This is a genomic window from Mesorhizobium sp. M0618, assembly GCF_040320765.1.
Lineage (GTDB): Bacteria > Pseudomonadota > Alphaproteobacteria > Rhizobiales > Rhizobiaceae > Mesorhizobium.
The window spans coordinates 103,341-130,180 of record NZ_JAMYQH010000005.1 but is presented as its reverse complement, the minus strand read 5'-3'; the positions used below and the strand labels follow the sequence as shown (position 1 = coordinate 130,180).

At 64.4% G+C, this 26,840-nt stretch carries 29 protein-coding genes; 13 read left to right on the top strand and 16 right to left on the bottom strand.

All coding sequences use genetic code 11. The features are described 5' to 3' along the window. Nucleotides 1-34: 34 nt before the first annotated feature. The 4 genes from NKJ04_RS07890 to NKJ04_RS07875 form a co-directional block, all read right to left on the bottom strand. Nucleotides 35-1,102 carry a D-alanine--D-alanine ligase family protein gene (locus NKJ04_RS07890; protein ID WP_352441253.1) on the bottom strand — a complete coding sequence of 356 codons (1,068 nt, stop codon included), beginning with the start codon at nt 1,100-1,102 and terminating at the stop codon, nt 35-37. Between the two features lie 24 nt (nt 1,103-1,126). Beyond that, nucleotides 1,127-1,744 (bottom strand): cysteine peptidase family C39 domain-containing protein, encoded by a 618-nt coding sequence (locus NKJ04_RS07885; protein WP_352441254.1) that lies wholly within the window; start codon nt 1,742-1,744, stop codon nt 1,127-1,129. A gap of 94 nt (nt 1,745-1,838) precedes the next feature. Next, on the bottom strand, nt 1,839-2,354 hold the full coding sequence (locus tag NKJ04_RS07880) for a hypothetical protein (protein ID WP_352674224.1): 516 nt from the start codon (nt 2,352-2,354) through the stop codon (nt 1,839-1,841). A gap of 189 nt (nt 2,355-2,543) precedes the next feature. Then, the gene (locus NKJ04_RS07875; protein WP_128304593.1) at nt 2,544-2,972 is read right to left on the bottom strand and encodes a VOC family protein; all 429 of its coding nucleotides are present in this window, start codon (nt 2,970-2,972) and stop codon (nt 2,544-2,546) included. Between the two features lie 330 nt (nt 2,973-3,302). Here NKJ04_RS07875 and NKJ04_RS07870 point away from each other — a divergent pair, with 330 nt between their 5' ends. After that, on the top strand, nt 3,303-3,605 hold the full coding sequence (locus NKJ04_RS07870) for a hypothetical protein (RefSeq protein WP_245273301.1): 303 nt from the start codon (nt 3,303-3,305) through the stop codon (nt 3,603-3,605). On the opposite strand, the gene NKJ04_RS07865 is transcribed toward NKJ04_RS07870, so the two are convergent. From NKJ04_RS07865 to NKJ04_RS07855, 3 genes are all read right to left on the bottom strand, one after another. Continuing rightward, nucleotides 3,582-4,781: an aminotransferase-like domain-containing protein gene (locus tag NKJ04_RS07865; RefSeq protein ID WP_352674334.1), complete on the bottom strand. Its 1,200-nt coding sequence runs from the start codon at nt 4,779-4,781 to the stop codon at nt 3,582-3,584. The genes NKJ04_RS07870 and NKJ04_RS07865 overlap by 24 nt on opposite strands. 174 nt (nt 4,782-4,955) lie before the next feature. After that, complete coding sequence (locus tag NKJ04_RS07860; RefSeq protein WP_352674222.1) at nt 4,956-5,399, bottom strand: GNAT family N-acetyltransferase; 444 nt, start codon at nt 5,397-5,399, stop codon at nt 4,956-4,958. 60 nt (nt 5,400-5,459) lie between these two features. After that, nucleotides 5,460-6,212, bottom strand: coding sequence for a pyridoxamine 5'-phosphate oxidase family protein (locus NKJ04_RS07855; protein WP_352554528.1), 753 nt, complete (start codon nt 6,210-6,212; stop codon nt 5,460-5,462). 35 nt (nt 6,213-6,247) lie between these two features. Between NKJ04_RS07855 and pdxR the strand changes: the two genes are divergently transcribed. Then, entirely contained in the window at nt 6,248-7,672 is a 1,425-nt protein-coding gene (pdxR, locus tag NKJ04_RS07850) for a MocR-like pyridoxine biosynthesis transcription factor PdxR (protein ID WP_352674220.1), read from the top strand. A gap of 50 nt (nt 7,673-7,722) precedes the next feature. Here pdxR and NKJ04_RS07845 read toward each other — a convergent pair whose 3' ends face one another. Continuing rightward, nucleotides 7,723-8,217 carry a hypothetical protein gene (locus NKJ04_RS07845; protein ID WP_352674218.1) on the bottom strand — a complete coding sequence of 165 codons (495 nt, stop codon included), beginning with the start codon at nt 8,215-8,217 and terminating at the stop codon, nt 7,723-7,725. 117 nt (nt 8,218-8,334) lie between these two features. Between NKJ04_RS07845 and NKJ04_RS07840 the strand changes: the two genes are divergently transcribed. Next, complete coding sequence (locus tag NKJ04_RS07840) at nt 8,335-8,934, top strand: DUF922 domain-containing Zn-dependent protease (RefSeq protein ID WP_352674217.1); 600 nt, start codon at nt 8,335-8,337, stop codon at nt 8,932-8,934. A gap of 82 nt (nt 8,935-9,016) precedes the next feature. Here NKJ04_RS07840 and NKJ04_RS07835 read toward each other — a convergent pair whose 3' ends face one another. Further along, the gene (locus NKJ04_RS07835) at nt 9,017-10,075 is read right to left on the bottom strand and encodes a Gfo/Idh/MocA family protein (protein WP_352674215.1); all 1,059 of its coding nucleotides are present in this window, start codon (nt 10,073-10,075) and stop codon (nt 9,017-9,019) included. 50 nt (nt 10,076-10,125) lie between these two features. After that, nucleotides 10,126-10,830, bottom strand: a complete 705-nt coding sequence (locus tag NKJ04_RS07830) for an SDR family oxidoreductase (protein WP_023813851.1) — start codon at nt 10,828-10,830, stop codon at nt 10,126-10,128. A 127-nt stretch (nt 10,831-10,957) separates the two neighbouring features. Between NKJ04_RS07830 and NKJ04_RS07825 the strand changes: the two genes are divergently transcribed. Then, a complete protein-coding gene (locus NKJ04_RS07825) occupies nt 10,958-11,857 on the top strand; it encodes a LysR substrate-binding domain-containing protein (protein ID WP_352674214.1) in 900 nt (299 codons plus the stop codon). On the opposite strand, the gene NKJ04_RS07820 is transcribed toward NKJ04_RS07825, so the two are convergent. Beyond that, nucleotides 11,854-12,315 carry an Lrp/AsnC ligand binding domain-containing protein gene (locus NKJ04_RS07820; RefSeq protein WP_023813853.1) on the bottom strand — a complete coding sequence of 154 codons (462 nt, stop codon included), beginning with the start codon at nt 12,313-12,315 and terminating at the stop codon, nt 11,854-11,856. The two genes, NKJ04_RS07825 and NKJ04_RS07820, sit on opposite strands and share 4 nt — an antisense overlap. Nucleotides 12,316-12,442: 127 nt before the next feature. Here NKJ04_RS07820 and NKJ04_RS07815 point away from each other — a divergent pair, with 127 nt between their 5' ends. Then, nucleotides 12,443-13,438 (top strand): ornithine cyclodeaminase family protein, encoded by a 996-nt coding sequence (locus NKJ04_RS07815; protein ID WP_352674213.1) that lies wholly within the window; start codon nt 12,443-12,445, stop codon nt 13,436-13,438. A gap of 358 nt (nt 13,439-13,796) precedes the next feature. On the opposite strand, the gene NKJ04_RS07810 is transcribed toward NKJ04_RS07815, so the two are convergent. After that, nucleotides 13,797-14,414 (bottom strand): helix-turn-helix domain-containing protein, encoded by a 618-nt coding sequence (locus NKJ04_RS07810; RefSeq protein WP_128306018.1) that lies wholly within the window; start codon nt 14,412-14,414, stop codon nt 13,797-13,799. A gap of 137 nt (nt 14,415-14,551) precedes the next feature. On the opposite strand from NKJ04_RS07810, the gene NKJ04_RS07805 reads away from it, so the two are divergent. From NKJ04_RS07805 to NKJ04_RS07795, 3 genes are all read left to right on the top strand, one after another. Then, the gene (locus NKJ04_RS07805) at nt 14,552-15,685 is read left to right on the top strand and encodes an NAD(P)/FAD-dependent oxidoreductase (RefSeq protein ID WP_352674211.1); all 1,134 of its coding nucleotides are present in this window, start codon (nt 14,552-14,554) and stop codon (nt 15,683-15,685) included. A gap of 55 nt (nt 15,686-15,740) precedes the next feature. Then, a complete protein-coding gene (locus NKJ04_RS07800) occupies nt 15,741-17,342 on the top strand; it encodes an ABC transporter substrate-binding protein (protein WP_352674210.1) in 1,602 nt (533 codons plus the stop codon). An 84-nt stretch (nt 17,343-17,426) separates the two neighbouring features. Then, nucleotides 17,427-18,527 (top strand): serine hydrolase domain-containing protein, encoded by a 1,101-nt coding sequence (locus NKJ04_RS07795; protein ID WP_352674209.1) that lies wholly within the window; start codon nt 17,427-17,429, stop codon nt 18,525-18,527. Here the strand turns inward: NKJ04_RS07795 and NKJ04_RS07790 are convergent. Next, nucleotides 18,524-19,237, bottom strand: a complete 714-nt coding sequence (locus NKJ04_RS07790; protein WP_128306021.1) for a 3-keto-5-aminohexanoate cleavage protein — start codon at nt 19,235-19,237, stop codon at nt 18,524-18,526. The genes NKJ04_RS07795 and NKJ04_RS07790 overlap by 4 nt on opposite strands. Before the next feature lie 346 nt (nt 19,238-19,583). On the opposite strand from NKJ04_RS07790, the gene NKJ04_RS07785 reads away from it, so the two are divergent. Beyond that, nucleotides 19,584-19,778 (top strand): hypothetical protein, encoded by a 195-nt coding sequence (locus tag NKJ04_RS07785; RefSeq protein ID WP_023813860.1) that lies wholly within the window; start codon nt 19,584-19,586, stop codon nt 19,776-19,778. A 54-nt stretch (nt 19,779-19,832) separates the two neighbouring features. Here NKJ04_RS07785 and NKJ04_RS07780 read toward each other — a convergent pair whose 3' ends face one another. Further along, entirely contained in the window at nt 19,833-21,950 is a 2,118-nt protein-coding gene (locus tag NKJ04_RS07780; RefSeq protein WP_352674208.1) for an EAL domain-containing protein, read from the bottom strand. 395 nt (nt 21,951-22,345) lie between these two features. Between NKJ04_RS07780 and NKJ04_RS07775 the strand changes: the two genes are divergently transcribed. Further along, nucleotides 22,346-23,413, top strand: a complete 1,068-nt coding sequence (locus tag NKJ04_RS07775) for a phosphatase PAP2 family protein (RefSeq protein WP_352674207.1) — start codon at nt 22,346-22,348, stop codon at nt 23,411-23,413. A gap of 143 nt (nt 23,414-23,556) precedes the next feature. Here the strand turns inward: NKJ04_RS07775 and NKJ04_RS07770 are convergent, their stop codons facing one another. Together NKJ04_RS07770 and NKJ04_RS07765 are read right to left on the bottom strand one after the other, a co-directional pair. Continuing rightward, nucleotides 23,557-24,057, bottom strand: a complete 501-nt coding sequence (locus NKJ04_RS07770; protein ID WP_502897893.1) for a hypothetical protein — start codon at nt 24,055-24,057, stop codon at nt 23,557-23,559. A gap of 157 nt (nt 24,058-24,214) precedes the next feature. Continuing rightward, nucleotides 24,215-24,541, bottom strand: coding sequence for a DUF1330 domain-containing protein (locus tag NKJ04_RS07765; protein ID WP_352674205.1), 327 nt, complete (start codon nt 24,539-24,541; stop codon nt 24,215-24,217). Nucleotides 24,542-24,715: 174 nt separating this feature from the next. Between NKJ04_RS07765 and NKJ04_RS07760 the strand changes: the two genes are divergently transcribed. From NKJ04_RS07760 to NKJ04_RS07750, 3 genes are all read left to right on the top strand, one after another. Beyond that, a complete protein-coding gene (locus NKJ04_RS07760; protein WP_127297522.1) occupies nt 24,716-25,408 on the top strand; it encodes a winged helix-turn-helix transcriptional regulator in 693 nt (230 codons plus the stop codon). A gap of 65 nt (nt 25,409-25,473) precedes the next feature. Next, nucleotides 25,474-26,586 (top strand): bifunctional DNA-binding transcriptional regulator/O6-methylguanine-DNA methyltransferase Ada, encoded by a 1,113-nt coding sequence (ada, locus tag NKJ04_RS07755; protein WP_352674332.1) that lies wholly within the window; start codon nt 25,474-25,476, stop codon nt 26,584-26,586. A 21-nt stretch (nt 26,587-26,607) separates the two neighbouring features. Continuing rightward, nucleotides 26,608-26,826 carry a hypothetical protein gene (locus NKJ04_RS07750; RefSeq protein ID WP_352674203.1) on the top strand — a complete coding sequence of 73 codons (219 nt, stop codon included), beginning with the start codon at nt 26,608-26,610 and terminating at the stop codon, nt 26,824-26,826. Nucleotides 26,827-26,840: the final 14 nt, after the last annotated feature.

Below are 26,840 nucleotides of genomic sequence, written 5' to 3'. Positions count from 1 at the left end.
CGCGCGGAATGGAAGTCAGGCTCGCTCGTTCGGATCAGCGCGCCGCATGCCTGGCCAGCGCGTGCTCGATCAGCACGTCGATGGTTTGGCTGTAGCCGATGCCTGATGCCGCCAGCGCCTTGGCGTACATCGAGATGTCGGTGAATCCGGGAATGGTGTTGACCTCGTTGACGAGCAGGCTGCCATCGGCGCGCAGAAAGAAATCGACGCGCGCCATGGCTTCGCAGCCAAGCGCCTGGAATGCCCGCCGCGCCATATCCCTGGCCTTCTCGGCCACATCGGCCGGGATATCGGCGGGCACCTTGACCAGCGCGCCGTCGGCATCGAGATATTTGGCCTCATAGGTGTAGAAGCCATGCTTGCCGGCCGGAATGATCTCGCCGGGCAGCGACACCGTCAGCGACCCGTCGGCGCGCTCCAGCACCGAGAACTCGATCTCGCGACCCTCGACGAATTCCTCGATCAACACTTTGCCGTCGTAGCGGAAAGCCGTGTCGATGGCCTGCTCGAAGCCGTCCCTGTCATTCACCTTGCTGACCCCGAAGGACGAGCCCTGGCGCGCCGGCTTGGCGAAGAACGGCAGGCCGAGCATCCCGGCAATCTCCTGGAAGGAATGCTTGCCGTTTCGATGCACGGTGACGGAGCGGGCAACCGCCAATCCCGCCTCGCGCATCAGCCGCTTGGCGACATCCTTGTCCATGGCGGCGGCCGAGGCGAGGATGCCGCAGCCGACATAGGCGACATCGGCGACCTCGGCATAGCCCTGCACCGAGCCGTCCTCGCCGAACGGCCCGTGCAGCACCGGGAACACGACGTCGATGGGGGGCAGGTCAGGCCGCGTACCGTCCGGCGACACGGCAGCCAGCCGGCCCTTGCCGCCGGGCAACAATGCAACCTCCGGGCCGTCTTCGGATGCCGGCGCCCCTGCCGCGTCATCAAGTTGTTGCAGCAGCCATCTGCCGCTTCGCGAAATAGCGATCGGCACGATGTCGTAGCGCGTCCGGTCGATCGCCTTCAGCACATTGGCGGCCGACAGGCGCGACACGTCATGCTCGGCCGAACGCCCGCCATAGAGGATGGCCACTCTTGCCTTACCGGTCATCGAAATCCCTCGACTGTCAAAAAATCAAATGGCGACGGCAATGCCGCGATTGGCGAAGAAGCGATCGAAATCGGCTGGCGCCAACACTGCGTCTGCCTGTGTGGCGGGGTCATGGCCGGACGGGTTGTGGAAGCGGAAACCCTGGTTGGATGCCGCCGTGACCAGCACCAGATGACCGCCCTTCGAGGGCGGCTCGCGCTCGGGCCAGCGGATCGAACTGCTGACCGACGCGATGAAGAAGCGCGTCCGCTGCATGATCGCCGGAATCTCCGCCGTCGCGACATTGGTCACCACCTCGGCCCGGAGTCCAAAAACCTCTTTCACGAAGCTGACGAAGGGCGCGTAGACCAGCCCCTTGATCGATCCCCCGTTGACGACATAGCCGCCATATAAGGTGCAGCGCCTGGCAAGCTCGATCGTCGGCACGATCTCGCCGCGGCTTGCCAGGATCATCTTCAGGCACGCCATGCCGCAGATGTTGGCCGCCCAGACCGCATACTCATCAAGGGTTTCCGCCCCGGATCGCCTCCACAGCGGATCGCGCCTGAGCGCAACATCCGCGCCGTCGGCGAGCACGTCCAGCGTCAGGTCGGGCGTCTCCCACTGGCTGAAAAACGGCACGGTTTCAGGCAATGGGCTCATGCGGACTCCTCGGGGGGCTGGTCCATCTTGTATACGAGGATACGAGATGGATGAAAAGCCGCTTAGGCCCGTTTGGCGAGCCGTGCGCCGCCGCCTACTCGGCCTTCGTCCAACCGAAAACCAGCCATGCATATTTCGATTTTTCGTCGGGTTCGACAGTGTAGGTCATCTGCATGTCGCCGTCCTTGGCGTAGATATCCAGCCGGGGCGCGGTCTCCAGCTTGAGCCACGCCGAACTCTTGCTGAAGGACCAGGCTCCGCACCAGACGCAAGGCCCCGACGTCGGATCACCCGGCTGATGAAAATTGTAGCGGCCGTCCGCCGTGATCTCCAGATAGTCGAACGCCCCGTAAAACGCGGTCACCGTCTGCTGGAATTCATTGGCGGCCGCTTCCTGTTCCGGTGTCGGCGCATCCTTCATATCGCGCGGCGGCCGGATGGCCCCACCGTTCAGTTTCCATTTACCGACAAAATCCTTCTGGGTCGGAAGATATTCCTCCTGCGCCTGCGCCGATGAAACATAAGCAAAAGGTGATATACTTGTGAGGCCACCGGCCCCGATCGCAAATAAAAGCGTGGCGGCACAGATCGCCCTTGTTGGGTTTTGCATAAAAAATATATCTCCACGGGGGTAAGGGGAGTTTTATTGAGGATTTTGCAGCGCGCGTTGCTTCGATCCGATTCCCGCTCGCCATTTGCACGGTTAGCATCGTGGCCACCAATCTGGCAACGCAAAGCAGCCTCTCTCTCCAGCATCGCCCCATGCGCCCGCGATCCCGGCCGGCTGAATATCGGCAGCTTAGAAGGTGATCTTCACCGAAGCGGCGCTGCGACTATGGGGGCCGTGATGGACGGCCTCGATGTTGTTGCCATCGGGATCGAGCAGGAAGGCGGCGTAATAGCCGGGGTGATAGGGCCGTTCGCCCGGTGCGCCATTGTCCGTGCCGCCAGCCGCAAGCCCGGCCTTGTAGAAGACATCGACCATGGCGTGATCCCTTGCCTGGAAAGCCAGGTGATGGCGGCCGGTGAGTTTTCCCTGTGCGGCCCGGCTGTCGGCAGTGGAGACAAACAGCTCGTCGGCCCAGAAAAAGTCGGCGCCGCTGCCGCCAATCGGGACATCGAGCGCCTGCAGGACCGCCTCGTAGAAACGCCGGCTGGCCGCAAGGTCCCCGACCACCAGTTGGATGTGGTCGATGAGCCGGCCGCGATGCAATTCCTGGGTTTCCATGAAAACGCCTCCTCGTGTGGGTTCGAATTTAGGTTCGGACAGGGCGTCGTCAATGCGGATACTCCTTCCGTCCAGCAAACAAAAGGCCCGCTGGGAGGGGATCCAGCGGGCCTTTGGAAAGCATGTCTAGCCTTCAGAGGTCTGAGGGGGGATCAGACCTAGTAAGAACCTTTGTTGGCCGCGGAGGTTCCACCCGAACAAAAAAATTGCCGATGGCCGGTCGAAACCGCGGAATTCGAGCGGTGGAGGCGATTTCTTTCGCGAGACCACTCTCAGTTTGGAACTTTCCGCTCGCAACCGGGTTTGGTGGCGCGGTGGGAGGAATTGCGATTGGATTGTTTTCAGAGGCTCGAAGCGCTTGTCGACAGCGCCGGTGTCGACGATATCGAGGAAGCAACCGCTCTGCTGCGCCGGTTCAAGGGCAGGTCGCGCGAGGTCGCGGCAGCCATAGATGAGTTCATGCTCGATTTCATGACGTTGGTCTTCGTCGTCGAAAACGGCGAAGAAGGTTTCGAAAAGCCGGTCCGCAAGCTCGCTCGCACCAGGCTTTCAAAGCTTGAGCGGCTGGTGACTGTAATGGCGGAGGCAAAGCCGGCTTCCGGCGCCGGCCTATCCCTTCAGGATGGCGGCTAGCCTGGGAATGCCTTCGCTCACCGCGCGCCGGTCGGCGAGCGTGAAGGACAGCCGCAGCGTGTTGCGCCCGGTGCCGTCGGCATAAAACGCGCTGCCCGGCACGAAGGCCACCCGCGCCTCCTTGACCGCCCGCGCCAGAAGCTCGGTGGCGTCGGCCCCTTCCGGCAGCGTCACCCAGACGAACATGCCGCCTTCCGGATGGCTCCAGGTCACGCCTTCCGGCATGTGGGCTTCCAGTGCAGAGAGCAGCCCGTCGCGGCGCTCGCGATAGGCGCCGATGAGTTTTTCTACCTGGCCGTCGAACACGGCTTCGGCGACGCGATGCATCACCACCTGGTTGATCGACGGGCTGTGCAGGTCGGAGGCCTGCTTCATCAGCACCAGCTTCTCGACGATTTGGCGCGGCGCGCACACCCAACCGACCCGCATGCCCGGCGACAGGATCTTCGAGAACGAGCCGCAATAGAGCGTGCGCGCCTTGTCGATACCGCCGGACCTGATGCAGTCGAGCGCCAGGATCGGCGGCTCGCCTTCGCCGTCATAGCGCAGCGCGCGATAGGCGGCATCCTCGATGACGGCGATGTCGAGTTCGCCGGCGAGGTCGAGCACCGCCTCGCGCTGCTCACGGTTCAGCGTGTTGCCGGTCGGGTTGGCGAAATCCGGCACCAGATAGGCGAATTTGGCCTTGCCGCCATTTGCAGCCGCCGCCGCGCGATAGGCATCGGGCGTCATGTTGCCGCCGGCCGGGGTCAGCCGGTCGTAGCGAGGCTCATAGGCGTTGAAAGCCTGCAGCGCGCCCAGATAGGTCGGCCACGTCACCAGCGCGGTATCGCCCGGCGACAGGAACAGTTTGCCGAGATAGTCCAGCGCCTGCTGCGAGCCGGAGGTGATGAAGAGATTGGCCTCGTCACAGGCGACGCCAAGCTTGCCCATCTGCCCGGCCAGCCAGCGCCGCAGCGGCAGATGGCCTTCCGAGACCTGGTACTGCAGTGCCGCACCCGCCTCGGCGCCGCTCAGCACCGAAGCATAGGCGTCGCGGATCGCCTCGGCCGGGAACAGCGCGGGATCGGGAATACCGCCGGCGAACGAGATTATGTCTGGCTGGTCGAGCAGCTTCAGGAGCTCGCGGATTTCGGACGCTTTCATGCGCGACGAGCGCGAGGCCAACAGATTCATAAGGGTCACGACACGCCTCCCCAGACGCTGCAATATAGGTCAACTTGACTGACCTATATCCCCTGTTGGTCGCGAGTTGAAGTATGCCTGAACGATTTCCCGAATGCGCCAGCGGTGGCGCGATGCTCGAACGCCGCGAGCCGTTCCACAAAAGTGTGCAGTGGTTCCGCCCGCCTATAGGCTCTTCTTGTAGCCGAGATGGCTACCGGTAAAGCCGAGGCTTTCGTAAAAGCGGTGCGCGTCCGCCCGCCCCTTGTCGGTGGTTAACTGGACAAGGCTGCAGCCCCGCGCCCGGCACGCGTCGATCGCCCATTCGATCATCAGCCTGCCGACGCCCCCCGAGCGTCGGTGGCCGGCAACCCGAACCGCCTCGATCTGCCCGCGCCACGCGCCCTTGCGCGACAGGCCCGCAAGGAAAGATATCTGCAAGGTGCCGATCACCTCGCCGCCATCCACGGCCACCACCAGCAACTGATTGGGATCGGCGTTGAAAGCGTCGATATAGCCTTGTGCCAGCGGCAAGGAGGCGTCCTCGCGGCCGGCGCCAAGCGGATCGTCGGCCAGCATCGCGACGATATCAGGCAGGTCGGAGGCCTGCGCACGGCGGAAGGTGATCATTGTGTCGAGATATCGCGAGGCGGCGGCAGCGGCAAGATTTTAATACACTCCCGGCGCTGGCTAAACTTTGCCCTCATACGCTCGCTGCGCCCGCGTCACCGCCTCATCGAGCCTCGCACCCTCGGCATATCTAGCCAGGTTTTGCGGCCGCACCGTCCCAGGCAGCAGCCTCGGACACGGCTCGGCGGCGCCGACCACCATCCGCACCGGGATGACGCCGGCCCACACCGGATGCCCGTAATCCTCCTCGTCGTCGGCGACGCCCTTGGCGCGCACCTTCGACGACGCTTCTTCGATGCGCATGCCGATCACCGTCGTCGCCTTGGCCTCCTGCACCGAGATCGGCCGCAGGGTCTCGCTCCGGCCGGGGTAGAAGCGGTCGACGACGCCGGCCAGCGCCTTCAGTTTCTCTTCAGGCTCATCGATGATCCGCGCCGTGCCGAAACACATCGCCGAGCGGTAATTGGCGGAATGGTTGAAGCCCGAGCGCGCCAGCACCAGCCCGTCGAGATGCGACACCGTCAGACACGCCGGCGTGCCGCCGCGCAGATTGCGCAGCATGCGGCTGGCCGACGAGCCGTGCCAGTAGAGCATGTCGTCCTCGCGCCAGTGGATAGTCGGCGTGCAATAGGGCTGGCTGTCGAACGTATAGGCGACATGGCACAGCAGCCCGGCATCCAGCACCGCGAAGACTGCCGCATGGTCGTAGCTGCCGCGCTCGTGCAGGCGCTTGACGCGGTTGCGGCTGGTGGTCGGAAAGCTGGCTGGCGTATCGTTCACGGCTTGCATCCTTGGTTGTTGTCTGCCAACCATGCGCCATGACATTGGTTGATAAAAGAACCAATCTGATGAAGAAAAACCAGACCAATTTTCCGGATTGGTCGGCGCTGATCCCGGTCCTGCCGGGCGACGGCCCGCGCAGCCGTGAACTATATGCGGCGCTGCGGCGGCTGATCGAGACCGGCGCGCTGGCCGCCGGGGCGAAACTGCCGACCACCCGGGATCTCGCACAGCGCTTCGGCCTGTCGCGTTCGGCGGCGGTTGCCTGTTTCGAAATCCTGATCTCGGAGGGGTTTGCGGTTGCCAAGGTCGGCGCCGGCACCTTCGTCGCGCCTGACGTGCCGCATCTGCCGACAGCACTGGTCAAGCCGCGTCCGCCGGAGATCGACGCGGCGACCTCGCTGCCTTGCGGCCTTGGCGTGGCGGTGTCGGATCCGCGCACGCTCGATATGTTTCGCATCCTGTTGTCGCGTCACCTCACCCGCCCCGGACCGGAGCATTTTCGCTATGGCGACCCGCGCGGCGGCCTGCCGCTGCGCACGGCAATTGCAACTTATCTCAGGACCGCACGCGGCGTGCGCTGCGACGCCGGCCAGATCGTGCTGACTTCGGGCACGCAGCAGGGGCTGGATCTTCTGGTGCGTGCCGCGCTCAGCCCCGGCGATGCCGTCTGGATCGAAAACCCCTGTTACCCGATGGCGCAGGCCGTGCTGGCCGGCAGCGGCGCCAGGGTTTTCGGGGTACCGGTCGACGCGGAAGGGCTCGATCCCGAGATCGGCGAAAGCCTGTGCTCCAAGGCGCGCGCGGCCTATGTCACGCCCTCGCATCAATATCCGCTCGGCGTGACGATGACGATGCGCCGCCGTCTCGCTTTGCTCGACTGGGCGCGGCGCAACGATGCCTGGATCATCGAGGACGACTACGACAGCGAGTTCCGCTATGCCGGCCCACCGCTGACCTCGCTGCAGGGCATGGACGGTTCAGGCCGTGTCGCCTATCTCGGCACCTTCTCGAAAATCCTCTTCCCCGGCCTGCGCATCGGCTATGTCGTGGTGCCCGAAGCGCTGCTCGATGCCGTGATGGCGGTCAGGGCGCGCTCCGACCGCTTCCCCTCGACGCTGGCCGAAGGCGCGCTGACCGACCTGTTGAACGAAGGCCATTTCGCCGCCCATCTCAGGCGCGTGCGCCGCCGCGTCCAGGCCGCGCGCGACGTGCTGGTCGCCGGCCTCGAGGCGCATTGCGGCGATGCCCTCGAAGTAACCGTGCCCGAACAGGGGTTGCATCTGATGGCGACGCTGAAGCGCGCCGGTCCTGACACCGCGATCGTCGAGGCGGCGAAGGCGGCGGGTGTCGGCGCCAGGGCCTTGTCCTCGATGTTCATCGGCGGGGCGCCCCGGCAAGGTCTGGTGCTGGGTTTTTCGGGGTTTTCGGATGAGGAGCTGATGGCCGCGACGGCGCGACTGGGTGGGGTGGTTCGGCAGCAAGCCCGGTGAGCCAACGAGAACCGCCTCATTCCTGCGCCGGCATCGAACTCTAGAGCCCCTCAATCCCCATCCGCTGGCCCGGCCTTGCCGCACTGCGCCAGCACCTTGCCGATGGCCGCGCTCGACCCCTTCAGTGGAAAGCTGATCTCGCCATATTTGGCCGCACTGACGCTGACATCGCCCTTCCCGCGCAACAGGTCGAGCAGCGGATCGGCTTTCGCCAGGTTGACCACGAAGTAATTGTACATGGCCTCCAGCTGCAGCGTCCTGGTCACCGTCTTGCCGTCGGCCTTGAACGCGAACGAACCGCTGATGCCAGGTTCCAGCTGCTGGCCGGTGGCACCGAGATCGTAGCTCAGCACCGGCGTGTCGAAACAGGTGAGCATCAGATGCGCATCGCCTTTCGGCCCGCCGCAGACCGAAGCCGTCAGCACGCTGCCGCCCTCGTCTTCCTCCATCTTCGCACTCCAGCCGTTGCACGACGCGGCAAACGCCGGCTGCGCGGCCTGCAGGACCGCAACCGCACCGACGACGACGAGATGTCCAGCTCTCATGACTCCCCCCAATTGACTGCCTCCAAGGCATTTGCAGCGCCCGTCGGCAGCATATAGGAAAAGCGATCCGATGGCATTGCCCTTGCGGCAGCCGGTCCTGTTTCGCGGAGAGTTGGATTGAGAGCCTGCGTTCGCCTGTGTCTGTCCTTTGCCGCCCTGCTGGCCTCGCCGCTCACCGCTCATGCCGAGTGGAAGCCGGTCGAGAAGATCGAGCCCTACGCGATCTCGGGCCAGTCCGGCGCCGAACTCTACCGCTCGATCGGCGAGAAAGGGCCAAAGCTCGGCATTGCCCGTGCCATCGCCTACACCAATTTCAAGCTGACCTGGGGGCTAAGGGACTACAAGCCCAGGGGCAAGGACTGCGTGCTGACGGCCGGGCGGCCGAAGCTGATCGTCACCTACACTCTGCCAAGACCCTCCGGCTCCCTGCCCCCCGCCGTCCAGAAGAACTGGGAAACCTTCATCGCCGGCGTCGCCGCCCATGAGAAGGTGCATGGCGCCAGCATGGTCCAGATGGTCCACGATATCCAAGCCGCTACGGACGGCCTGACCGTCGCCGAAGATCCCAAATGCAGCAAGACCAGGGCCGAGGTGGTCAAGCGGCTCGACGCGATCTCGAAGGCGCGGGTGCAGGCAAGCCGCGATTTCGACCGCGTCGAATTCGGCAGTGGCGGCAATTTGCAGAAACTGGTTTTTTCGCTCGTGACCGGCCCCTGACTGGTGCAGCCTCCAATCCGAAGTTGGCGGCAGTGCTATCTCGACCGCTGGCGCCCCGCGCTCTCCGCCGCTTCGCCCCAGCTCACCGCGTTTCCGCACTCGCCCGCAGCTCCGCGCGCTTCTCGTCCGATACCACTGCCAGATCCAGCACCTTCTGCAATTCGGCGGCATGGCGGAAGGACGGTTCGGCTTGCACGCCGGATCGCACCGCGTCAGTGAAACGCTGGTAGTTGGTCGGCACCGTGCCGGCGTCGAGCTCTTCCCATATGGCGTTCTCGACGTTTTCGCCGAGGCAGGCCTTGAGCGTCGACCCATCGAGATTGTGCACCACTTCGATGCCCCCCTTCTCGCCATAGATGCGCAGACGCAGCTCGTTGAGATGGCCTGTTGCCCAGCGGCTGGCATGCACCACGCCGAAGGCGCCGTTGGAAAAGTCCAGCGTCATGGCGAAGCTGTCATTGGCGTCGAGCCCGTAGTCGCCGATGCGGTTGCCGGGCGCCTTGTCGAAGGCGCGCAGCCGGCAGAAGACATGGTCGATGTCGACCGCGGCGCCATAGCTGGCGAAATCGAGGATGTGGATGCCGACATCGCCAAGCACGCCATTCGAGCCGTGGCCGCGCGACAGGCGCCACAGCCATTTCGGATCGGTGCGCCAGTCGCCCCAGAATTTCGACACCAGCCAACTTTGCAGATAGGACGCCTCGACATGCCTGACCATGCCGATCTCGCCCGCCTGCACCATCTGGCGAGCCTTCTGCAGCGCGGCGACGTTGCGATAGGTCAGGTTCACCATGTTGACGATGCCGGCGGCCTCGGCGGCGTCGGCCATCTCGGTCGCCTTGCCGAAGTTTTCGGCCAGCGGCTTCTCGCACAACACCGGCTTGCCGGCGGCGATCAGCGTCATGGTGGTCGGGTGATGGATGCGGTCGGGCGTGACATTGGCCACCGCGTCGAACTCGCCCCATGCCAGCGCCTCATCCAGCGCGGTAAAGCGGTTGGGAATGTCAAAGCTGTCGGCGAACTCGCCGACCCGGGCCGGATCGACATCGACCGCGCCGACAATGTCGACGCCGTCGATGGCGATGAAGCGCCGCGCATGTTCCTGCGCCATCCAGCCGGTGCCGAGTATCAAAAGCCGCATTCTTTGCTCCTTGGGGTGAGATGCCGGAGTCCCCCTCCCGATCGACGCCCTCAAATAGCGCGGATAATGCCGCCGTCGACCCGGATGTTCTGGCCGGTGATATAGCCGGCGCCTTCCGAAGCCAGGAAGGCGATGGTCGCGGCGATCTCTTCCGAGGTGCCGTAGCGCTGCATCGGCACGCTGTCGCGGCGCTCCTCGGTGGCCGGCAGGCTGTCGATCCAGCCGGGCAGCACATTGTTCATGCGTACATTGTCAGCGGCATAGGTGTTGGCGAAGATCTTGGTGTAGGCGGCAAGCCCGGCGCGGAACACGGCGGACGTCGGGAACATCGGGCTCGGCTCGACCACCCAGGCGGTCGAGATGTTGATGATGGCGCCGCCCTTCTGCTTGACCATCTGCGGCGCCACGATGCGCACCGGACGGATGACGTTCAGCAGATAGACATCCATGCCGGTGTGCCATTGCTCGTCGGTGATTTCGAGGATCGGCGCGCGCGGCCCGTGGCCGCCGCTGTTGACCAGCACGTCGATGCGGCCAAAGCGCTCCAGCGTCAGGTCGACGAGGCGCTGTAAATCTTCATTGGATTGGTTGGAGCCGGTGACGCCGAGCCCGCCCAATTCCCCAGCCAGCGCCTCGCCTTTTCCGGAAGACGAAAGGATGGCGACCTTGAAGCCGTCCGCCGCCAGCCGCTTGGCCGCCGCCGCACCCATGCCGCTGCCGCCGGCCACCACCACAGCTACTTTTTCTACACTCATCGGATTTTCCTCTCAGGGTTGGCGGGCACCGCAAACGGTGTTTTCGGGAGTTGAACGTCGATATAGCTGGTTTTCCACACCGGTTCGAACCAGAATGCTTGAAATCAACCTGTAGAAAAACTCCTGCATGCCCGAAGCCTTCCTCAGCCTGCCGCCATTGAATGCGCTGCGCGCCTTCGAAGCCTCGGCGCGTCATCTCAACTTCCGCATCGCCGCCGAAGAGCTCAATGTCACGCAAGGGGCGGTCGCCCAGCACATTCGCGGGCTGGAAGCCGATCTCGGCACAAAGCTGTTCGAGCGGCTGCCGCGCGGCCTGGCGCTGACCGATGAGGGCCGCGCCTATGTCCCCAACATCCGCCGCGCCTTCGACCTGATCTCGGAGGCGACGCTGCTGTTGCGCCCCGAACCGGCACGGCTGACGATCAGCGTGACGCCTAGCTTCGCCACCAAATGGCTGATCCCGAGGCTGCACGACTTCGTCGCGCACAATCCGCTGGTCGATTTGCGCGTGCTGGCCAGCGAGAGCCTGTCGAGCTTTCAGGCCGATGGCGTCGACATCGCGGTCAGGCAAGGCCGCCCGCCCTTCGGCGCTGGGCTGATCGTCGACCTGCTGTTTCCCCAGCAGATCGTCGCCGTCTGCAGCCCGGCCTTGCTGCCGGAAGATGTTACTGAAATCGCAGCCTCCGAAATCCAGCACCATGTGCTGCTGCACGATGCCCACAATCTGTGGCCGGAATTCATGGAGAAAGCGGTCGGCCTGAAGATGACGACCGAATTGAAACGGATGCGCTTCAACCAGACGGGCCTCGCCATCGACGCGGCCGTCGCCGGCCAGGGCATTGCGCTCGCCAGCCGCTTCCTCGTAGCCGCTGATCTCGCCACGGGCCGCCTGGTTCAGCCCGTCAGCGGCGAAATGCGCGGCACGCAGGATTTTTATGTCGTGATGCCGAGAAAACAGCGCCACCCCGAGCCTACGCAAGCCGTGCGGCAATGGTTGCTGGATGCGGGAGAAAGGCCGCCGCTCTAGATCGGCAGCAAGGCGTCGGGCTTCACATTGGCGATCGAAGCGTAGGTGTGTGTCTCCCGCACCCCGGGCAGCGGCAGGATGACCCGCTGCAGGAAATCCTGGAACATCGCCATGTCGGCGATGCGCGCCTTGACCAGATAGTCGAAGCCGCCGACGACCATGTGGCACTCGATGATCTCGGGCGCCCGCAACACCGCCTCGGCGAAGCGGTCGAAGACATGCGGCGCCGTGTGGTCGAGCCGCACCTCGATGAAGACGAGCTGCGCCTGCCCGATCCGAGCAGGATCGAGCACCGCGCGCACGGCGCGGATGAAGCCTTCGGCGAACAGCCGCTTGACGCGCTGCGTCGCCCCGGTCGGCGACAGGCCGACCCGCCGCGCCAGATCGAGCGTCGTGCGGCGGCCGTCCTCCTGCAACAAACGCAGCAGCGAGCGGTCGATACGGTCGAGATCGTCCATTTCAGGATTCACGCTTTGTGAGCCGGGCACGCGTGATAGTCACGCCAAAATAACGAAAACAGCATATTTCATCACGCTGATAGATCGCAATACCGTTGTCGTGCAACCCATAACGAAAGCGGATTCCATGACATCAGCGATATCGACCTCCCGCAGCGCCCAGGCCAAGGGTGACACGCCGGTGCTCATCCTGAGCGAGGCAGAGGTGAAAACCTGCATCGACCTGCGCCAGCTTCTCGACGTGCTCGCCGGCGGCTTCAACGCCTTGTCCGGCGGCAAGGTGGTCAATCCGGCACGGCCGCAGCTCGACATTCCGCAGGTCGGCTATTCGCTGGCGATGTCGGCATGGATGGCAGGCATGCATCTGACGGTGAAGATCGTCAACGTCTTCGAGGGCAACGTCGCCAGAGGCATCCCCAGCCACCTCGCCACCATCCATCTGTTCGATCCGCAGACCGGCATGCCGGTCTGCGTCATGGACGGCACCTACATCACCGCCGTGCGCACCTCCGGCTCCGCCGTGCTCTCGGTGCGTGAACTCGCCCGCCGCGACGCCAAGGTCGCGACGGTGGTCGGCGCCGGTGTGCAGGCCGGCCAGCATCTCAATCTTCTGCCGCTGGTGCGCGACTTCACCGAGATCCGCGTCGTCTCGAAGGAATTCGCCGATGCGCAGGCGCTTGCCGCGCAGCATCCCGGCGTCGTCGCCGTCGCCGATATCGAGGCCGCGGTGCGTTCGTCCGACGTCGTCTGCCTGGCAACGCATTCCTATGCGCCGGTGATCTCGGCCGACTGGGTGCGGCCCGGCACTCACATCTCATCGGTCGGCGTCGCCCCGCCCGGCGGCGAACTGCCGGTCGAGCTTATCGGCAGGGCCAGCCTGTTCGTCGAGACCAGGGAGGCCTTTGCCCCGACGCCGGTCGGCTCCTGCGAACTCGCTGACCTCGATCCGCAAACCGGAACCGAGCTCGGCGACATGCTGCTCGGGCGGCGGCCGGGACGGGTTAGCGCCGATCAGGTCACCGTCTACAAGGCCATGGGCGTTGCTATGGAGGACATGGTGGCGGCCGATCTCGCCTATCGCGAGGCGGTTCGGCGGGGAATGGGGCGTGTGGTTGCGATGTAGTGGGGGCTCAATTGTCGAAGCCAGCGCCGCCCGTCAATAGGATCGTCCTTCTCCCCGTTTACAGCAGGGCTATCGCATATGGATTCTTGCGAGGAAGAACCCCCACCCTAACCCTCCCCACAAGGGGGAGGGAACGCTGCCGCGTGCCTTTAATTCTTCTTGGCGCCGAAAAGACAGGCGATTCTCCCGGGTCAGTGCCAACGGAAGTCTCCCTCCCCCTTGTGGGGAGGGGTTAGGGGTGGGGGTCCGTGCCGGGCAGACATCTCAGGAATTCCATATGCGATAGCCCTGCCCTCGTGGGGGGAGAAGATGGCGGCAGCCAGATGAGGGGCGGCGCAGCCATCGAGAATGTTAGTCCCTACCCCTCCACCGTCTCCAGCACGCTCAGCAGCGTGCCTTCCATATCAGGCTCGTCGCCGGAGCAGACGCACAGCATCTCGGCGTCGCCCTCGCCGACCGAGAGGTAGGCATGACCCATGGTGGAATCGATGTAGACGCTGTCGCCCTGTTTCAGCCGCACCGGCGCGTACTGGTCGGTGTGCAGTTCGATCTCGCCCTTGAGCACGATCAAAAATTCCTCGCCGGCATGCCTGGTCAGCGGGCCGAATTCCTGCGGCGTGCGGGCGCGTGCATAGGCGTGGATCGGCACCATGCGCTTGCGCACCAGATCGGTGGCCAGATAGCGGTAGTCGTAGTTGCGGGTCAGCTGGCGCAGCGTGTTGGACTGCGAAGTCACCGAACGACGGGTGCGCGCGGCCGGCTGCTTGCGGTCGCCGCTGAGCAGCTCGGTGACATGGATGTTCAGCCCCTCGCAGATCTGCAGCAGCTTGTCGTAGCTCAGCGACATCTGGTCGTTCTCGACTTTGGACAGCGTCGACACCGCGACGCCGGTCAGCGTGCTGACCTCCTGCAAGGTCCAGCCATGCGTTTTCCTCAAGCCGCGCAGACAATCACCGAGGTTCGGTTGCTCCGACATCGTCAGCTCCGTTGCGCGGCCCATCGAGCCGCCAGTCCACCCTAGGTAGTCCAACTCTCTGCCGCCATCAACAACACCAACAATTTTCTTATACGCTAAATATTGACTGGATACGAAATTATTTCTACCCCTAGGGCATGCAGTCCAAGTCTCTCCAAAAAATCGTCGTCATCGGCGGCGGCATTGCCGGCCTTTCGCTGGCGGCTGCCGTGCAGCCCTGGGCCGAGGTCACAGTGCTCGAGCGCGAGCCGCATCTCGGCTATCACGCCAGCGGCCGCTCGGCGGCGCTGTTTTCAGAAACCTATGGCAATGCACTGGTGCGGGCGCTGTCGCTGGCCAGCCGGCAGGCGATCATCGATGGCGGCTTCGCCGCCCACCGGCGCGGCGCCTTGCATGTCGGCGGTGTCGAAGACAGTGCAGCCGTCGACCGCATGGCGGCCGAGATGCAGGCGCTGGTGCCGAGCGTGCGCCGCCTGTCAGCAACAGAAGTCACCGCGCTGGTGCCGGTCATCGCCACGGCAACCACCTGCGGCGGCGTGCATGAACCCGGCGCGCTCGATGTCGACACGGGAAAGATGCTTGCTGCTTCAGCCTCCGCGCTCAAGGCCGGCGGCGGCGTGATCCGCACCGGCGAGGAAGTGCTGGAGATTTCCCGCTTCGCAAACGGCTTCAGCGTCACCACCAGTGTCGGCGCCTACCAGGCCGACATCGTCGTCGACGCCGCTGGCGCCTGGGTCGATGTCGTCGCCGGGCTGGCCGGTCTCTCCGGTCTCGGCTTCCGGCCCAAGCGCCGCACCGCCTTCCTGTTCGATCCGCCCGCCGGCACGGACATCAGCGCCTGGCCGCTGGTGGTCGATTTGCATGAACAATTCTACTTCAAGCCCGATGCCGGCAGGCTGATCGGCTCGCTGGCCGACGAGACCGATTCCGAACCCTGCGACGCCTATCCGGAAGACATCGACGTCGCGATCGCCGTCGACCGCATCGAACAGGCGACGTCGCTGCGCATCGGCCGTCCGTCGACGCCCTGGGCGGGCCTGCGCACCTTTTCGCCTGACCGCACGCCGGTCATCGGCTTCGACCCTCGCCTGCCCGGCTTCTTCTGGCTTGGCGGCCAGGGCGGCTACGGTTTCCAGGTGTCGCTGACGCTGGCGCGGCTGGGCTCAGTGCTGCTGCGCGGCCAGCCGCTGCCGGACGATCTCACGGCACGCGGTATCACGTCCGCCGCGCTTGCGCCCAACCGTTTCATCACCCCGGCGGCGACGCCATGAACTTCACCGGCCTGCCCTTCCCTCAACCCGTAAAGTGTCATCAGGAGCGTTTGCGATGAAATCCGTTCTGCGCGCAGTGCTTACCTCGTCCCTGCTGGCCTCATCCGTCCTTCTCGGCGGACAGGCCTACGCCAAAACCCTGGTCTATTGCTCGGAAGCCAATCCCGAGACCTTCAACCCGGCGATCGGCACGGCGGACTCCACCATGGATGCCGCCGCCAAGACGATCTTCAACCGGCTGGTCGAGTTCAAGCCTGGCACGACCGAGGTCGGGCCGGCGCTGGCCGAAAGCTGGGAGGTCTCAGCCGAAGGCAAGATCTACACATTCCACCTACGCCACGGCGTGAAATTCCAGTCGAACGACCACTTTACACCGTCGCGCGAGTTCAATGCCGACGACGTGCTGTACACCTTCAACCGCCAGCGCGACGCCAGCAATCCCTACCACAAGCTCGGCGGCGGCGCTTACGAGTATTTCAACGCACTGGGCATGGGCACGCTGATCGACAAGATCGACAAGGTCGACGACCACACCGTGCGCTTCACGCTGACGGCTGCCAATGTCACCTTCCTGCCCGGCATTGCGCTCGACTATCTCTCCATCCTGTCCCTGGAGCAGACCGAAAAGATGGTCGCCGCCGGCACGCCGGAACTGATCGATAGCGAGCCCGTGGGCACCGGCCCGTTCGTGCTGCAGGCCTATGTCCCCGACAGCCAGATCCGCTACGCCGCCAACAAGGATTATTGGCGCGGCGCGCCGAAGATCGACACTCTGGTCTTCGCCGTTACGCCCGAACCGACCACGCGCGTCGAGCGTCTCAAGGCCAATGAGTGCCAGGTCGCCGCCCCGCCCCCGCCAAGCGCCGTCGCCGATTTGCGCACCGATCCCGACATCACCGTGCTCGACCTCAAGGGCCAGAACATTGGCATTCTCGGCTTCAATGTCGAACATCAGCCGCTCGGCGATGTGCGCGTGCGCATGGCGCTGGCCAAGGCCGTCGACCGCAAGGCGATCGTCGACGCCGTCTATGCCGGCGCCGGCACGGTCGCCGGCAGCGTCGTGCCGCCGGCGCAGATCGGCGCCGTCACCGATGCCGGCATCGACTATGACCCGGATGGCGCGAAGGCGCTGCTGAAGGAAGCCGGCCACGAGAGCGACCTGAAAATCAGCCTGTGGGCGATGCCGGTATCGCGGCCGTACAATCCCAATGCCAAGCGCATGGCCGAGATGATCCAGGCCGACTGGGCGAAAGTCGGCGTCAAGGCCGAGATCGTCAGCTTTGAATGGGGCGAATATCTCAAGCGCACCGCGGCGGGCGAACAGGACGCCTACCTGCTCGGCGGCAGCAGCGACAATGGCGACCCCGACAACATGCTGAGCTACCTGCTTTCCTGCGACGGCGTGAAGGGCGGCTCCAACCGCTCGCGCTGGTGCGATCCGGCCTTCGAGAAGCTGCTGCAGGACGGCCGCGTCGCCGCCGATCCGAAACAGCGCGCCGACATCTATGCCAGGGCGCAAGCGATCCTGAAGGTTGAGGTGCCGGTGGCGCCGATCGCCCATTCGGTGGTGGCGATCCCGATCCGCAAGAGCGTGCTCAACTACGTGCTCGACCCCTTCGGCCGGCAGAACTTTGCCGCCGTCGATATGGCGGAGTGAAGCTTGGCGACCCTGCCCTCGGGCTCGGCCCGAGGACGCACCGACATCTATGAAACCAGCAATTTAGCGGCGAAAGCAGAATCCATGTGTGAAGACCTGAACGCCCTCCTCAAGACCTATCTCACCGATGGCGCAGTAGGCGCATCACTCGCATACTCCATTGGCGCCGCACCAACCGGCCTGACCGCCGGCCTCGCCGACCGGGAGCATGGCATTGCCGTCTCGCCTGAACGCCTGTTCAAGATCGGCAGCTGCACCAAGACCTTCGTTGCCGCGGCCCTGGCCAAGCTCGCCCAGGACGGCAAGCTCGATCTCGGAGCGCCGATCTCCGGCTGGTTTCCCTACCTGCCGGAAGCAAAAGACATTTCGGTGCGCCAGTTGATCAACCACCGCAGCGGCCTGCCGGAGTTCGAATATTACATTCCGATGGATCCGAGCCGGCAATGGACGCCGCGGCAACTGGTCGACATCGCCTTCGCTTCCGACAAGCAGAAGGCGCCGGGCGGACCCGCCGTCTACAACAACACCGGCTATGTGCTGGCCGGCATGGTGATCGAGGCGGTGACAGGCCAGTCGCTGGGCGGCTATGTCAGAAATGCAGTGCTGCAGCCGCTCGGCCTCAAGAATACCTGGTCGCCGGCCACCGAGGCCTTTCCGGAAAAGTCAATGGTGCGCGGCTATTACCACCGGCCGCCGCCGGCGGCGAATGCGCCCACCGATATCGCCTCGGGCGGCGAGATGTGGCGCATGGATGGCGTGATGCCTTACTCCGATGCGCTGCAGGATTCCTCCGATTCCTTCCCGTTCGGCGCCGCCTATGGCTGCGGCGACATGGTGTCGACGCCGTCCGACATGGTGAGCTTCATGCGCGGCCTCTTTTCCGGCAGAGTGCTGTCGCCGCCGTTCTTCGCCGAGATGTTCGAACACCGCGTGCCAGCGAGTTTTCCGGGCACCCCCATGCGCGAGACCGGCGCCGGCATGTTCCAGAGCGCCTACGCCAACCGCGCCTTTTACGGCCACCAGGGCAGTATCCCCGGCTACGTCGCCGTCATGCTGCATGACCCGATCTCAGAGCTGACCATCGCCATGACCAGCAATGTCGGCTCCGGCAACCGACTGTCCTTCCAGGCTAGCGGCTTGCATCCGGTGGTGGATAAGGCGATCCAGATCATTCTGGAAAACTAGCCGCGAAAGATCGCCACGGCGGCAGCGACGATCGCCGCGTTGTCCTTCGCCACAGTTCCATCGGCGAGCGTCTTGCCGTCTTCCAGCCCGACCCGTGTCGACCAGCGCTTGCGATGCGCAACCTTGATGAAGGGCCAGACAGTTGCATCGACGCCATGCAGCAGGATCGGCCGCCGTACCCCGGCGCGCTCGAGCACGGCGACGATGCCATGCGCTTCGTCGAGTGCAGCGGACAGGTCCTGGATGTCGATCTCGATCAAAATGCGCAGCACCTGGTCGTGGCCGGCAAGCGCTACGAAGCGCTCGGCATCGGCGACGACGGCAAGCCCCGTCTCGATGCCGACTCCACGCTGGCGCAGCAGTTCCATCACGGCGGGCGCATCCGGTTCGGACACGTTGACCGAGGCATAGTCGGGCAGGCCTCGCCAGCCTGCGATCGCCGTGCGGGTCCGCTCGACGTCGTCCTCGATCCAGGCGCCGGTCGACACGCCAACCAGTGTTCCCGGGCAGGTCCGGCGCACCGCCAGCACGGTGGCATCGACGGCTGCCAGGCTTTCGCGCCCGTCAGTGCCGCGCGGATGGATGTGCAGTTCGGCCGCTCCAGCGGCGACGCAGGCTGCCGCATCGCTGGCCATTGCCTCGGCAGTCAGCGGCAGCTTCGGGTGGAAATCGCGCGGACGCGCGCCGTTGATGCAGGCCTGGACGATCATCGGTCTCACCTTGCGCAGGAATTGACAGTCTAATCATGCGGCGGTGAAACCGCCAATCTCGTGTGGGGGAGATGCCCGACAGGGCAGAGGGAGGCGTGACAGATCGCAAGCCTCTCTGATCGTCAATCTCATCAATGCAGGCTGCGAAACAGGTCGAAAATCTGATTGTTCAGGTCGGCGGGACAGCGCCCCCTCTGTCCTGCTGGACATCTCCCCCACACGGGGGATCGGCAGCGCGCCTCCCCGCAACATTCGGCGGCATTTGAATAAAAGCCGCTTGTGGATATTTACCCGGCGTTCCCTCGTCTCCGGCAAGGTCTTCTAGGGCGGGATCATGGAGGGACCATTGACCAGCGATTTTTCAGCCGCCCGCATCCACCTCGAACGCGCCTATCATTATCTGCAAGGCAACGACGAGACGAGTCGCACGGCCTGTGAAGCGCTCGATCTGTTGATCGAAGCGGTGACGGAGGCGCAGCACAGGCGACCCGAGGCTGGAGTGCTGGAGTTTCCGCAATCAACGGCGCGGCGAACCGGATAGACTGTGGCGAGTTTCAGGTCAGTCCGGCCTGGCCTGAAACTCGCCGCACCCGGATCACGATGCCTTGCGGGCCGCCGCTCCCTTGGTCGCACGCACGACAATCCGCTCCAGCGGCTCCGGCCGGTGCAGCAAAAATCCCTGGCCGAAGGCGACCCCCATGTCGCTCAACATGGCCAGCGTTTCCTGCCGTTCGATCTTCTCGCCGACCACGTCGCAGCCAAGGCTGCGGGCAATGCTGGTGATGGCCAGCACGATCTCGCGGTCAAAGCGGCTTTGCGTGATGTGTTCGATGAAGGAGCCGTCGATCTTGATCGTGTCGACGGGGAACCGCCGGAGATATTCGAACGAGCTCATACCAGCGCCGAAATCATCGAGGCTGACCCGGCAGCGCCGCTCGCGCGCCTTGCGCACAAACTGTTCGGCGGCGTCGAAATTGGTGACGGCGGCGGTTTCGGTGATCTCGAAGCCGATGCCCGAATGCGGCGCCCCGGTTTCTTCTATGACGTTGTCCACGAAGTCCCAAAGCTGCGGGTCGCTCAGCGTCTGCGCCGACAGATTGAAGCCAAGCGTCAACGCCCCCGAACGCAAGGCGGCACCATGCCGCGACAGCGCGTTGCGGATGATCCAGCGGTCGAGCCGCGACGCGATGCCGAACCGCTCGGCCACCGGAATGAACTCGCCGGGCGGCACCAGCCGGCCGTTGCGGGCGGCGAGCCTGGCCAACACTTCGACATGGCGGCTTTCCAGCCAGGGACGGCCCAGCCGATGGATTTCCTGGCCAAACAGCTTCAGCCTCCCGTCTTCCATGGCATCGACCGTATCGGCGACGACGCGCGCCGCGTTGAGGCCACCCGAACCCGATGCCGTATCGGTGGAGAAGACGGCAAATCGGTTTCGCCCGGCGGCCTTGGCCGCGTAGCAGGCGTCGTCGGCGCAGGCCAGCGCGTCGGCCACCGTCGTGTTTGCATCATCGACGAAAGCGATGCCGATCGAGGCCGCCAGCTTGCGCGACGTGGCCGTCGATCCTAGTTCGGCATCGCGAACCGCTGCAAGTACCGCGGCGGCCAGCCGCCCGGCCTGCGCCGTATCGCAATTGGGCATCAGCAGCGCGAACTCGTCACCGCCCAGGCGCGCGGCATGCGCCGTCGGGGGAAGGCAGCCCAGAATGCCTTGGGCAACGCTTTTCAGTGCCAGGTCGCCGGCCGCGTGGCCGGCAAAATCATTGAGCGCCTTGAAGTAGTCGAGATCGACATAGAACACGGAGAGCGGCAGCCGCTGCGCGGCCGCGATATGATCGGCCAGCAGCCGGTCGAACGCGGCACGGTTCCAGAGACCGGTGAGCGCATCGTGGCGGGCCGCATAGGCAAGTTCCTGCTCACGCTGCTTGTCTTCGGTGATGTCGCGCACCGTGCCCAGGATCTGCCCCGCCAGCCGGCGGTCCGGGATTTGCGGGTCGGCGATGAAACGCAGCAGGGATTCTATGTGCCGGACCTCTCCGTCGCGTCGGACGATGCGGTATTGCACCGCGGTGACCTTGTCCGTTTCGAGCGGCACCAGATGTGCGCGCGACGCGGCCTCCTTGTCGTCCGGATGCAGATAGCCGAACCAGTGGTCGCGCTCGACTTCGGCGGTGTCGGAGACAAGTCCGAAAATCTCCCTGGTGCGTTCGTCCCAATAGCTTTTGCCGGTGGCGAGGTCGTGGTGCCAGATGCCGGTACCGCTGGCGGCGAGCGCCAGGCGGAAGCGCACATTGACCTGCTCGAGTTCGGCTTCTGCGGCTTTCTGCTTGGAGATGTCGGTCTGCACACCCATCAGCCTGAGCGGCTTTCCCATCGCGTCGCGCTCGACGACGCCGCCGCGATCGAGCACCCACACCCAGTGTCCCTGCTTGTGCTTCAGCCGCAATTCGGTCTCGATGGTGTCGGTCAGGCCGGCAATGTGGCGGTCGCCGCTGGCCAGCGCCCGCTCGCGGTCGTCAGGATGGGTCAGTTGCAGCCACAGGTCGCTGGTGTCGGCAAGTTCGCTCTCATCGTAGCCCAGCATCCGCGCCCAGGTCGCGGAATAGAAGCAGTCGCCGGTCACAAGATCCCAGTCCCAGACGCCAAGATGGGCGCGCTCCAGGGCCTTGGCCCAGAACGTTCCATTGCGACTTTTCTTGCCCTGACGCGCCATCGTCTGCTTCGCCTGCTCCACCGCGGGGCAATCTGCGGCAAAACCAGAGAAGAAACAGTTACCGCGGCGATGGCGGGCTGCTTTGTTGGCTCCCCGCCTGCCGCCTCTGCTCTTCGATTGGCCGGCAAGAACCGGAGTTTCGCATCGGCCGGATCTTCCTAGTCATGGCTCCAGGTCATCGGCCAATCCGATGATCCCGGATCATCGGCGGCGCCGATGAGCCCATGCAGAGACAAAGAGGGCGGCGCAACGCTTTCGTAAACAGACTCTTTGCCAACAGGCATCTATCGGTCTAATATTTGGAGATCTATTCGCACACAAGTGTAACCTGATGGTAATATATCGCCTGCGAAATAATCCAATTATTTTTCTGGACAACGGCGGGATGTCCTTCGATGAGTGAGCACACAGGTCAGCACGGCAACAATCGCCGCCCAGCTGCCATCCTTGACCTCGACATCGCGACAACCAGGAGCGGCTGGCTGCTGGTTGCCTTGTGTCTGACCTATGCCGTGACCGCTGTTTGCCTGCAGCCGGACCGCTACCTGCATCTGGCGCAATCCTATGCCAAGCCGTTCGCCTTTTTCCTGCCCGCGCTTCTGGCGGCGGGCCTTGGTGTGGCGGGGCTGGCATTTGCCCGGCATGCGCCGACGAGGTTCATCCTCGGCGTACTCAGGCACCGCTGGCTTGCAGCCGCACCCGTCATCTTCTTGTTCTTTCTCGGCGTCACCGCATTCACCACCTTGAAGGTCGCCATCCCGGACATGGTGCCGTTCTACGCCGACCGCGCCCTGGCGGACCTCGATCTTCGGCTGCATGGCGCCGATCCCTGGACATGGGCGCACAGCATCTTTTCCGAACCGGTGTCGGTCGCCATTTTCGCCGGCTATGGTTATGGCTGGCTTCTGCAATGGTTCGGCGCCGTGCTCTTCGTCGCCTTCTGGAACAATCCGGTCGGGCGTTTGCGCTACCTATGGGCATTCGCGCTGACCACGATGCTGTGCGGCACCGTTCTTGCGACCCTGCTGTCGTCCGCCGGCCCGATATTCCACGACCAAATCTACGGCGGCGACCGGTTTGTCGCGCTGCAGGCCGCCCTGGCGCAGAAGGGCTACGGCGCGTCGGTCCATCTGTACGCCGATTATCTGTTTACAGCCTACCAGAGTGGCCGCCCGGAACTCGGCGGCGGCATCTCGGCCATGCCCAGCATGCATGTTGCGATCGCCACGCTCAACGCATTCTTCCTGGCCCAATTCGGCCGCCGGTGGGCAACCGCCGGCTGGTCCTTCGCGGCCTTCATCCTGTTCGGTTCGGTTTACACCGGCTGGCACTATGCCGTGGATGGCTATCTCTCGATTCTCGTGGTGTCCCTGCTCTGGTACGTGACGGGACGCTTCGTCTTGCCGCAAGCGAGCCGGGATACCGCCGAGGTGGGATTGGCGATCCCGGATCAAGCGGCATAAAGACCGTACCTGCCTGACGCCGCGAGGAGCGCCAGCGGCACGCACCTCCCCGGCTTTTCCTCGCCGAAAGCGGCCGCTGGGCCGGAGCTGCCAACTGTCACGGAGGGCGACCAGGCGGCATTGACGCCGCCTGGCTTCATTGCTTACTGGCTCGGCGCCATCGTGTGTTCGCATGACACTTTCGGGTTCATGTCGGCGAAAGTGCCGGTCGGGTTGCCCTTCCAGGCCCAGACATGCAGTTCGTAGAATTCGCCCAGGCCATAGCGGTTGGGCGCGCTGTTGAAATTGAACAGCTGTCCGTCCAGCGACGCCGGCCCCTTCGAGGTGATGTATTCGACCGCCACCAGTTGCAGCGTGCCGTCGGCCATCGGCTCGTACATCACGGCCTCAGGCCGGGCGATATCGATCTTGTCGTCCTTCAGATATCCGCCGTTGACATAGTGGATGCCCATGGCGCCGCCGGTGATGCCGCTGGCGCAGGGAATGGGCGCATAGCCCTCTGATGTAGCGGCCTTGACGTCGAGAAACCGGCTGTTGGCGGCCCGCACCTTGTCGGCCAGCGGATTGAGGCCGGCCACCGGCGCGGCGGCTTCCTGATGCGCCTGTGCGAAGGTGGTGCAGACAGCCAGCATGGCCCCGGCCATGATAAGCTTATTGTGAAAGTTCGATATCATCTTCATTCCATTCTTCTTGAAAAAGCCCAGCTGGCCGGCCGCCGAAAAATACGGAGGCCCGGCGGGCAAGCGCTGTGACTGTTGTTGCTTGGAGATCCCGAAATCGATGTGACGCTACCGGGAAGGATCATCCCTTCGGCAGATACGGGATCGTTCCAGCCAGATCGGTGTTGTCGATCATCTGGAAACGGCTGTCGCTACCGCCCCGACGGGCCGAAACGAAGGGCGCATAGGCCGGATCGTTGGCGAAGGCGCGGGCCGCCGCTTCCGACGGGAACGCCATCAGGGCGATCAGCGTGGTGTCGAGCGGCTTGCCTTCAAGCGTCTTCACATTACCGCTGCGCGACAGATATCTGCCGCCATGCTTGTGGACGAGGTCGTGCACCGATGCGGCGTAGGTCGGCACCCACTGCGGGTCGTTTATCTTGATGTCTGCGATAACGTAAGCGGTCATGGTAGTCTCCTGGTTGCGGCGCACAGGGTATCCCGTGCAACCGGCCAAAGGGCTCGCATGGCAAGGCGCTCGCCAACCAGTCCGCGATCTGTACTGGGGCAGTACAGTTTCCGTACTGGCCGCTTCATTCATGAGCGCCTAATGTTCGGCCAGGTTGGAGGGAGAGGCGCAATCATGAACCAGCACGGATACAAACAGTTCTGCCCGCTATCGATGGCCGCGGAGGTGCTGTGCACCCGCTGGACGATGGTGCTGATGCGCGAATTGGTGGCGGGTTCGACCCGCTTCAACGACCTGCGCCGCGGTGTCCCCAAAATGTCGCCAACCCTTCTGTCGCAACGGCTGAAGGAGCTTGAGATCGCCGGGATCGTCGAGCGCGGGGAGGTCCGGGGCGAGAAGGGGATCTTCGATTATCGGCTGACGGAGGCCGGCCGCGATTTGCGCCCGGTCGTCGAGGCGATGGGCTTCTGGGGGCAGAAATGGGTCGAGTCCCGGCTGTCGCTCAAGAACCTCGATCCGTCATTGCTGATGTGGGACATGCGGCGCAATTTGAACCCCTCGCCGCTGCCCGAGGGACGCACGGTGATACAATTTCTGTATCAGGACCTGCCGGCGTCCAAACGGTCATGGTGGCTGATCGTCGAGAAGCACGGCGAGGTCGATCTGTGCTGGTACGATCCGGGTTTCGACGTCGACCTCTACGTCTCGACCGACCTGCACACGATGACGGCGATCTGGATGGGATTGCTGACCGTCGAGAAGGCCGGTGCGAAGGTTGCCCTGACCGGCGACCAGGCCATCGGCAGGAAGATGCAGACCTGGCTCGGGCTCAGCCCGTTCGCCGTGGAGCCTAAGCGCGCGGCCTAGGAGAGCCGGGTGTTCTTTGCAGGAAACGGGTGGCCGGGCCGTTTTCCCTCGGCTTCAATGCGGCCATGTTCATCACCCTGGCCAAGAATCTGAAAGCCACGCCGCTGCCGGTTGCCAACGATCCGCGCTGGGCGCGCATTGTCGCCCGCGACAAATCGGCAGACGGCGAGTTCTGGTATTCGGTGGCGACGACCGGCGTCTATTGCCGGCCTTCCTGCCCGTCTCGGCGCGCCAATCCGAAAAATGTGCAGTTGCACGACACGCTCGATCAGGCCAAGGCCACCGGCTTTCGCCCGTGCCGGCGCTGCAACCCGGATGGCCCATCGCTCGAGGCCGGTAATGCCGCGATGGTCGCCGATGCCTGCCGCAGGATCGAGCAGGGCGAAGAAGAACCGTCGCTGGCTGAACTGGCTGATGCCGCCGGCCGCAGCGCCGGTTACTTCCATCGTATCTTCAAGGCGGTCACCGGGCTGACACCGAAGGACTATGCCGCCGCGCACCGCGCCGCCAGGGTCCGCCAGGGGCTGGAAGACGGCGCCAGCGTGACGACGGCGATCTACGATGCCGGTTTCAATTCGAGCGGACGTTTTTATGAGAAATCCACTGGCATGCTCGGCATGACGCCGACGCGCTATCGCGCCGGCGGCGCCGATGAAGAGATTCGCTTCGCCGTCGGCGAGACCTCGCTCGGCACCATCCTGGTCGCGTCGAGCCAAAAGGGCGTCGCCTCGATCCTGCTCGGCGACGATCCCGACGCGCTGGTGCGCGACCTGCAGGACCGTTTCCCCAGGGCACGGCTGATCGGCGGCGACCGCGACTACGAGGCGCTGGTCGCCCGCGTCGTCGGTTTCGTCGAGGTTCCGGCGCTCGGTCTCGATTTGCCGCTCGACGTGCGCGGCACCGCCTTCCAGCAGCGTGTCTGGCAGGCTTTACAAGACATCCCCGTCGGCCGCACGGTTTCCTATGCCGAGATCGCGCAGCGCATCGGTGCGCCGAAGGCAACCCGCGCCATCGCCGCCGCCTGCGCCGCCAACAATCATGCCGTCGCCATTCCCTGCCACCGCGTGATCCGCAGGGATGGCGCCCTGTCCGGCTACGCCTGGGGCGTTGAGCGCAAGCGCGCACTGCTGGAGCGTGAGGCGGCGTCCGACAATGCCAACCGGTCAATGCGGGCCTGACGAGGACCGGCAATGCGCGCGATGGCAAGGTCTCCCACCACCGATGCGACCAGCCGGACCCAAGCTGTCGGCAGCCGGCGCGCCGAGGGCTCGAAGTTACTGGTGATGGCGGCCATTGGCGAGATGGTCGATCACGGCAGAGCCGAATGGAGCCGCACCGCGGCCGGCGAGATCGAGCTGCGGTTGTTGACGGGTGAGGTGTTTTTGCTCGGCGAGGTCGCTGTTACTCGTGTCGCGTAGAACGGTTCGCCTAC